Source organism: Aneurinibacillus migulanus (assembly GCF_001274715.1).
Classification (GTDB): domain Bacteria; phylum Bacillota; class Bacilli; order Aneurinibacillales; family Aneurinibacillaceae; genus Aneurinibacillus; species Aneurinibacillus migulanus.
Map to the genome: position 1 here is coordinate 1 of NZ_LGUG01000011.1, position 3218 is coordinate 3218.

Here is a 3218-nt window from a genome sequence, read left to right on the forward strand (position 1 = left end):
CTTGATTAGATAATTTTTCGTATAGTGCATCTATTTCTATACCATCATCTTGTTTGCCGTAATCTTCTAAAAACAAATTTTTTTTATCATCTTTCATATAGTAACAGTAGTCTTCGTATTCTAAGTTACCTATACCCAATGTAGGGTGTTCGTGGTTTTCAGTACATAAACAAATATCGCAATTAAATGACTGAAAAATACTTTTAAATCTTGAAAGAAATTCATGCTTTATTGGTGTTATAAGCGGATAGTGGAACACCGTCTCTTTCGTAGGCAGCGCCCAAGTAAGGGGCCACTCAACGAACGCCTCCTTCTTATCGTGCCTAGGTCGATATCTTCGTCGAAGCTGCTGATGACCGTTGTCCGTGCATCCAAATAGTTGCCGATGTACATCGTATCCGGCATCCACTCCCTTGTATAACTGAGGTCCTAGAACACGATGCGATATTCGCTTTTTTCGTTCAAGATTGCATCAAAGAAGGACGAAATAAGCACCTTTACCGCTTGCAACTGCCTCTTCTGCGGCATGAGTTGGGCCGTATTATACAGCCTGTTGCCGAGCCCGGCTCATTTGCAGCCAATCATGAATTCTGATTTGCCTTGGACATGACATATCAGACTTTGGACACTGGACATTGCCCATTATGGGAACCGTTTCTTTCCACGGACTTTCACTTTTCTTAAAATAACCTTACATGGCAGGAGATCGGCGCCAAGGCTCGAACCATACGTGTAACGGGGAGGGATAATGATGCGAAAAACGATTTTGCTTGTCGACGACGAATCGGATATCATCGATTTACTCAAGCTGTTTTTGGAAAAAGATTTCGATTTGCTCGAGGCGCACGACGGTCAAGCGGCGGTTGAGCTGTTCACGCGGCACTCGGTCGATTTGGCCGTGATCGATATCATGATGCCGCATCTCGACGGCTTCCAGTTGCTGCAATGGATACGCAAGCAATCGAAGCTGCCGGTGATCGTCTTGTCGGCGAAAAATCAGGAAACGGACAAAATCGCCGGGCTGGGTCTTGGTGCGGACGATTTTATCACGAAGCCGTTCAGCCCGCTGGAGGTCGTGGCGCGCATTCAAGCGCAGCTACGCAGAACGTATGAGTTCAACGACCCCGCGGCCGAACCGACCGAAATACGGCTGGGCGATCTGACGCTGGATCACGAAGCGTGCATCCTGTATAAACGGGGGGAACCGATTGCGCTCAGCGCCATCGAATATAAGCTACTCAAGCTGTTCATGAGCAAACCAGGCCGCATTTATACAAAAAAACAAATTTTCGAAAATGTCTGGTCTGACCCGTACATCGCTGATGACAATACGATTATGGTGCAAATCAGCCGGCTGCGGGATAAAATCGAGGATTCGCCCCGGGAGTCGTTTTATCTGAAAACGGTACGGGGACTTGGATACCGATTCGCCAAGAAGGATGAGCTCCATGCGCCGTAAATCGAAACTGTTCGGTATGCTGCTTCGGAACTACATCATGTTTTCGCTGACGGTTGGCGCAAGCGTGATTTTGCTACTGCTCTTTTTTGTCGAGCGGACGAACGATTGGCTGCCTGCGCAGCAGATGTCATTGCTGCAAGCAGGCGAAATCGTCCGGTCCCATACAGCCGATATTCCCTCGGAGTCGATCGAGGCCCTGCATGGCTGGGTGGAAATTCTCGACGAGCGGCTGCAGGTAATCGAATTGAAGGGCATCAAACAGGACGGCCCGGATGCGTATACGGAACGCGAGCTTAACGCGTTATTTTACGATATGAAGGAAAATCCGTTTTACACCTCCATTGCCCCGTTTCGCACCGATAACGGACAGGTTCGATACTGCGTGGTCAGGCTGCCGAAAAAAAATATAAAGGCGGGTTTCACGCTCGACGAGGGAACGCCCGAAAATCAGTCGATCTTCTGGGGCACCTTGGCGGAGACGGGATTGCTGTTCCTTGTGTTGTTCGGGATCAACGTTTATGTATACAGCAGGCTGACCGCGACCCGATTGACGAACCCACTCAGAGAAATTGCCGCGGGCATCTGTAGTATTGCAGGCGGACGTTACCACGAAAGGCTTCGTTTCGAAGCGCATTACGAGTTGGCGCAAATTCAGGAGAGCTTTAACGTGATGGCGGAAAAATTGGAAAAGGCGGAAACGGAGAAGCGGCAGCTTGAAGAAAGCAAGCAGCGGATGCTCGTGCACATTTCGCACGACTTGAAGACGCCGATTACGACGATTCAAGGCTATGCCAATGCGCTGCAGCTCGGCATGATCGAGGAGGAAGCGAAGAAACAGCGAACGCTCAACCTGATCCATGACAAAACAAAACTGGTCACCGAGCTGATCGACGACGTGTTCGAGCTGTCCAAGCTAGAGAGCCCTGACTATCCGATTGTCAAGGAAGCAAGCGACCTTGCCGAATTCGTGCGGGAGATGGCGGTCGCCTATTACGACCTGTTCGAAGAACGAAGCTTTGTATTCGAATACGATATTCCAGCACAGGAAGTGAGCGTTCCGTTTAATGGGAAGCTGCTGTACCGCGCCGTCTCCAACCTACTGGCGAACGCGCTGAAATACAATCCGCCTGGGACGCATGTGCGGCTAACGCTTGCGGATGGGGACGAGATGATCCGCATCGAAGCAGCCGACAACGGCGTTGGCATCCCCGACCACCTGCGGGACCGCGTCTTCGACGCATTCGTTCGCGGCGACGCCGCTAGAAAAAGCGACGGCGGAACGGGCCTTGGCCTGACGATCGCGAGGCACATCGTGGAGAAGCATGGCGGGCAGCTGCGCTTACACGTGGACGAAGGCTGGACACGGTTCGAGCTAATGTTGCCGAAGGCGGCTAGCTCTTGATGAGTACTAGGGGTTCGTGATTAATGGTCTGTTCACATAAACCGCAAGCAATGATCAACAGTGGTATAGCATAAAATTCGTATGGAAAAGGATTACTCCTTGTAAAGAAAAAACGAGAGCTTAGTAAATATAAAGCGATTTATATGATTAAGGACTATTTTCCACTTCTGTTTCAAGCTACACAAAAAAACACCCAAGAGCTATCAAAGATCCTCCTTCGCCTGTTCAACCTCCTACAGCGAAACGGGCGAAAATCCCACCGTTATAAGAAAAAAACGGCCTTTGATATCCTGGGTGTTGTTTATGAGTATACCATGAATCATGGCAATGCAGCATAAGTCAAAAAATGAAGCCCGC

At 49.6% G+C, this 3218-nt stretch carries 3 protein-coding genes and 1 pseudogene; 3 read left to right on the plus strand and 1 reads right to left on the minus strand.

Annotated elements, in window-relative coordinates; all coding sequences use genetic code 11:
• Positions 1 to 237: 237 nt before the first annotated feature.
• Positions 238 to 405 carry a hypothetical protein gene (locus tag AF333_RS36460; protein WP_235496486.1) on the minus strand — a complete coding sequence of 56 codons (168 nt, stop codon included), beginning with the start codon at positions 403 to 405 and terminating at the stop codon, positions 238 to 240.
• A gap of 346 nt (positions 406 to 751) precedes the next feature.
• Between AF333_RS36460 and AF333_RS28660 the strand changes: the two genes are divergently transcribed.
• The 3 genes and pseudogenes from AF333_RS28660 to AF333_RS28670 all read left to right on the plus strand — a co-directional run.
• Complete coding sequence (locus AF333_RS28660) at positions 752 to 1459, plus strand: response regulator transcription factor (protein ID WP_043066416.1); 708 nt, start codon at positions 752 to 754, stop codon at positions 1457 to 1459.
• The gene (locus tag AF333_RS28665; RefSeq protein ID WP_043066417.1) at positions 1449 to 2861 is read left to right on the plus strand and encodes a sensor histidine kinase; all 1413 of its coding nucleotides are present in this window, start codon (positions 1449 to 1451) and stop codon (positions 2859 to 2861) included. The genes AF333_RS28660 and AF333_RS28665 overlap by 11 nt, the downstream gene beginning before the upstream one ends.
• Before the next feature lie 92 nt (positions 2862 to 2953).
• Positions 2954 to 3199, plus strand: a pseudogene (locus AF333_RS28670) (IS4 family transposase); the annotation flags it as partial.
• Positions 3200 to 3218: the final 19 nt, after the last annotated feature.

Excerpts from the sequence above, each read along its gene's own strand:
- AF333_RS36460 (WP_235496486.1), bottom strand. The coding sequence starts at position 405 with ATGCCGGATACGATGTACATCGGCAACTATTTGGATGCACGGACAACG.
- AF333_RS28660 (WP_043066416.1), top strand. The coding sequence starts at position 752 with ATGCGAAAAACGATTTTGCTTGTCGACGACGAATCGGATATCATCGAT.
- AF333_RS28665 (WP_043066417.1), top strand. The coding sequence starts at position 1,449 with ATGCGCCGTAAATCGAAACTGTTCGGTATGCTGCTTCGGAACTACATC.